The organism is Bowmanella yangjiangensis, from assembly GCF_017255015.1.
GTDB lineage: Bacteria > Pseudomonadota > Gammaproteobacteria > Enterobacterales > Alteromonadaceae > Bowmanella > Bowmanella yangjiangensis.
In genome coordinates this window covers 1-4,447 of record NZ_JAFKCS010000071.1, presented here as the reverse complement: position 1 = coordinate 4,447, position 4,447 = coordinate 1, and the positions used below count along the sequence as shown (strand labels likewise).

At 62.7% G+C, this 4,447-nt stretch carries 4 protein-coding genes and 1 pseudogene; 2 read left to right on the top strand and 3 right to left on the bottom strand.

The features are described 5' to 3' along the window. Positions 1–189, top strand: a 189-nt coding sequence (locus tag J0A65_RS21585; RefSeq protein WP_206596395.1) for a hypothetical protein, incomplete at its 5' end; no start/stop codon positions are given. 98 nt (positions 190–287) lie between these two features. Then, positions 288–851, top strand: a complete 564-nt coding sequence (locus J0A65_RS21580; RefSeq protein WP_206596394.1) for an RNA 2'-phosphotransferase — start codon at positions 288–290, stop codon at positions 849–851. Between the two features lie 55 nt (positions 852–906). Here J0A65_RS21580 and J0A65_RS21575 read toward each other — a convergent pair whose 3' ends face one another. The 3 genes and pseudogenes from J0A65_RS21575 to J0A65_RS21565 form a co-directional block, all read right to left on the bottom strand. Then, positions 907–2,619, bottom strand: coding sequence for a hypothetical protein (locus J0A65_RS21575; protein WP_206596393.1), 1,713 nt, complete (start codon positions 2,617–2,619; stop codon positions 907–909). A 5-nt stretch (positions 2,620–2,624) separates the two neighbouring features. Continuing rightward, positions 2,625–4,133, bottom strand: coding sequence for a J domain-containing protein (locus tag J0A65_RS21570; RefSeq protein ID WP_206596392.1), 1,509 nt, complete (start codon positions 4,131–4,133; stop codon positions 2,625–2,627). 1 nt (position 4,134) lies between these two features. Then, positions 4,135–4,447: pseudogene (locus tag J0A65_RS21565) on the bottom strand (molecular chaperone HscC); the annotation flags it as partial.

Below are 4,447 nucleotides of genomic sequence, written 5' to 3'. Positions count from 1 at the left end.
ATCACCCCGCGCCAGGAACACGACTGGTACCTCTACGGCCCCTGCCAGGCGCACGGCACCTTGCGCACGCGCTACGGGGAATGGCAGTGGCAGTTGCTCAACCTGGGCACGGCACGCATCACCGCAGTGACCGGTGACAGCTTCATCCTGGCCGACCCACGGGAGGAGTCGTCGCTGGCGGGGGAATGAGCGCCCGCCCAGCGAGACGCTGCTGCACTCACAGAGACAATGGCACAACGAACGGACCGTCCGACCTCGTGCCCACGCCCCCAGAGACAACGAACAGTATGGATACCAAGCGACTCAAAGAGACCAGCAAGTTCCTCAGCTATGTGCTCAGGCATGAGCCGCAGGCAATCGGCCTGCAGCTCGATTGCGAGGGCTGGGCGAACATTGAATCATTGATAGCTGGCGCCGCCAGGGATGGGCGGGTGCTGGATATAGCCCTGATCCGGACGGTGGTCAGCAGCAGCGACAAGAAGCGCTTCAGCCTCTCTGATGACGGGCTGAGCATACGTGCCGTGCAGGGACACTCGACCGCAAGCGTGAACCTGCAGCACGTGGAAAAGGAACCACCGGAGTTCCTCTACCACGGCACGGCCACACGCTTTCTGCAGTCGATCAGGCAACAGGGCTTGATCCCAGGCGCACGCCACCATGTGCATCTGTCACAGGAGATCGCAACCGCCATTGCAGTCGGCCAGCGTTATGGCAAGCCTGTGCTACTGAAGATCGAGGCCCGACGCATGCACCAACAGGGCTTCACCTTCTTCCATGCGGAGAATGGCGTCTGGCTGACGGCTCAGGTCCCCACACCATTTATCCGGGAGGATGAGCCGGACAACCTGTGAACGGGCAACGGCAGACGCCTGTAAACGCTCTGCCGGCCTGAAGGCCGATACGAGATCAATCGGCGGCCCTCGACTTCGCCATGAGTTCACGAAGTTTCTTCTCGGCCCACTCGCAATCCCTCTGCTGCTGCTCACCTACCGGTCGGCTGCACGCGGTCAGAGGGTCTGCGGGCATGGCTTGGCGCTTGAGCGCATTCGGGCCGGCCAGGCGCGCCAACAACACGCCCCCCACGATAATCACCAGCCAGAGCAGAAACATCTTCCAGTTGATGACACTGACCAGGCGTGCGACGGGGATCAGCCACGCGTAAGGCAGGGCCCCTCGCGTCACCCGGTGCAGAAAACAGAGACTGGCTACAAACACCAGCGTGCCCAACAGCAGCGTGATGGCCATGGGGGCGTGCTGCGCCCAGGCACTGACCAGCACGGCGAAAACAGCCGCCGGCATGACATGCCGCAACATCAGCAGTCCGGAGCCTTGCCTGAACATCGCGGGCGGGACAAGAAAGCGGCTTCCCCATACATCCGGATGAGCCAACTCACGTGCCAACCACGCCCATGCCCGCCTCAGCTGGCTCAGAATGACCGTCATGAAGCTACTGGCGATCAGAGCGAGCGCCAGCCCCTGATACATCGAAGTCTCACCTCCCGACTGCGCCTGGTGCAGCTGATCGACCATCAACACTACCGAGATGATCAGCCAGGCATACAGGATGGCCCAGCCGCCCCAGTCCTGGTGTCTCCACTGGCGCCAGTTGGCAACGTATTCGACTCCCATGCGCTGCGGAATGTGCGGCTGGCGTCGTTCGACCTCACGTGCCAGGTGCTCGCAGGCAGCCCAGTCGGCCGGTTCGAAGCGGTCGGCCATCTTCCGGCGCTTCGCATCGCTCATGGGTTTGAACAGGAACCAGCACGCGCGCTCTTTCGGCTGCTGCGGTGACGGCAGCGCAAGCTGACTCAACAAGGTTTTCCACATGGAGGTATAAGCGAGGTGGTCAGCCAGGCGCTCCCAGCGCTCAGGGTCACAAGGCAGGAATCCATCCCTGTCGTTCCAGCCAAACAATGCCGACATCTGCCTGAGCAGATCAGGTGAGCCGTGCTGGTAACACTCCAGCACGGCAATCAGGCCCTGCTGCAACTGACTGTTGAGCTCGAGGGGCTGCATCCATTTCTGACACGCCAGCGCCTCGACGTTTTCATAGAGTACGGCTTCGGTGACCGTAGGCAATTGCTCCCAGAGCAGGGTCAGCTCGTGCTCGAGCAGGCGCTGCGCCAGCTGGGCCATGGCGGTGGCCGGAAGATAATGGGGCTGCCACGGTGTCAGCCAATTCAGGTGTTCGACGGCCCATCTGATGAGTTCGATCGCCCTCGCACCAGACAACTGACTGCGGCGCAGCAACTCGAGCTGCAACACCTCCTCCTGATGCATCTCACGTGCCTGTGCCAATGCCTCTGACATCGACCCACAGGTATCGGGCAAAGCACGCACCCTTTTCGCTTCGGCGCAATCCGGCTCCCCCGCCGGCTCAAGGCTGGAACGCGGCAGCGTGATATCCGAAGTCGCGTCCGTTGCCTTTTCCAGTACTGGCGTGGACGCGCCCTGACCGCGGCTGACCCACTCAAGGGCCTGTTCGTAAGCATCACGCAGACGCTGAAATGCCTCCGGGTCATCCTCAGGACGAAACTGCTTGAGCAATTGGGCGTAGCGGCGCTTGACGCTCCTGACGTCGGTCCCGGCATCGAGGTCGAACATATCGCTGGGCAGCATCGAACTCACCACTCCGCCTTGCGACTGTAGTCGACCTTGAACATGTCACTGACGCCCTTGAGCGAACCCGGCCAGGGCGATTTGCCGCTGCAGACGTGGCCGAGAAACAGCAGCGCCAGGGCGAACACAGCAAGCGCAAAGGCCCATCCACCCGTCCAGGGGTCGAACAGCGCAACGAGGCTGGCCAGCGCGGCGGCGGGTACACAATGACGCAAGACCAGCATGCCAGAGCCATCAGCATGCCAGGTCGCTGGCAGCAGCAAGCGACTCAAGGGAAGCTCAGCCCACAGCATGAACCGCGTCAGCCTGCTCCATCCCCTGACCAGGCTGGCGAGCAGCCCGACAATGGCCAGACTGGACATCAGGTTCGCCACCACAGCGCCTTGCAGCCCCTTGCCATGCCCCGCAATCTGAAGCGGATCATTGCCGTACAACATCCCCAGCAGCATGGCAGCGAAGAGCAACAGCCAGGCATAGCAAGCCGCAGCCGAGGCCCAGCGCCGTGGGCGCCAATCCTGCCAGCTCTGCCAGGCAGTAGCGCCAAGCTGTGCGGGCAGCTCGGGGTAGTCCTGCCTGAGCCGCCCATCGAGCGCTTCGCAGGCCCACCAATCCTCCTCGACGAAACGGTCGACCAGGAGACGTCGCTCGATCGACGTCATGGGCTTGAGCAGAAGCCAGGCGGCGCGCTGCTCTGCACTCGGGGGCCACTTCTCGTTCAAGTGCTTGAGCAAGCGCTGCTTCACCGCCTGGTACTCACAACGCCTGTTCAGGCGCTCCCAGCGATCGAGCGGACAAGGCAACCGCCCCTGTTCCTCAACCCATCCCAAGCGGTCCGCCAGCCGCTCGAAGAAAGCAGGAGACCACTGCTCATTCTGCTCAAGCAGACGTAGCACGCCTTCCTGAAACTGCAGATTGCGCTCGAATGGCCGCAACCACTCGCTACGGGCCAGTTCGACCAGATGATCCAGAACAGACCGCTCCGTTCCCGCCTGCAGCAGAGCCGCCGCCACCTGGAGCTCCTGGGCGAGCCACCTGTCAGCCAGTAGCTCCAGCTGGAGCTGCGGCAGGTAGTCGGCTTGCCAGGGCGACAACCAGTGCAGCCGCGCCATGGCCCAGCGAAGGATTTCACAGCCCTTCTCATCCAGAGAATTGCAGCGTGCGAGCAAATACAGCTGCAACTCTCGCTCAAGCTGCAAATCAGCTGCCTGCTGCAATGCCGCGTCCAGTGAGGGGGACGCCTCGACAAGACGAGCGATCGGCTCATGCAGGCTCGCCTGTTCCGCCTCGGCAGCGGCTTCCTGCCGAGGCGGCACGAATTCGGAAGGCGGCGCGGGGACGGCGGCGCCGTCACCACGCTGGGCAATGTCCAGAGCCAGCTCATACGCGCGGCGAAGGCGCTGGAAGGCGTCCGCGTCGTCGTCAGGCCGGGTGTCTTTCAGCAACTGGGCATAACGTCGCTTGATGCTACGTACGTCAGCATCCGCGCTCAGCCCCAACAGGGTCCAGGGGTGCATGTCAGTAACCGCTCTCGATGCTATCCAGACGCGTCAGGAGTTCCGCGCGCGCCTCACGGATCTCGCGCTCGTCCTGACGCTCGAGCACCGCAGAAAAATGCCCGGCCAACACCCCTACATGCTCTCGCAGATCGCCCAGGCTCTCCTGGTACAGGCGCTCCAGTCTGGCCATCAGGGCACTGTTGACTTGCTGATCACGCGGATGGGTCTTGAGCGCCTGCAAAGCGCTGAAGCGTTCGGCAATCTCCTCCGGAGTCATGACTCCGGGATTGTTTTCGATCACCAGCGATTGGCTCTGCCCGGTCAGCAGGGTA

Excerpts from the sequence above, each read along its gene's own strand:
- J0A65_RS21580 (WP_206596394.1), top strand. The coding sequence starts at position 288 with ATGGATACCAAGCGACTCAAAGAGACCAGCAAGTTCCTCAGCTATGTG.
- J0A65_RS21575 (WP_206596393.1), bottom strand. The coding sequence starts at position 2,619 with ATGCTGCCCAGCGATATGTTCGACCTCGATGCCGGGACCGACGTCAGG.
- J0A65_RS21570 (WP_206596392.1), bottom strand. The coding sequence starts at position 4,133 with ATGCACCCCTGGACCCTGTTGGGGCTGAGCGCGGATGCTGACGTACGT.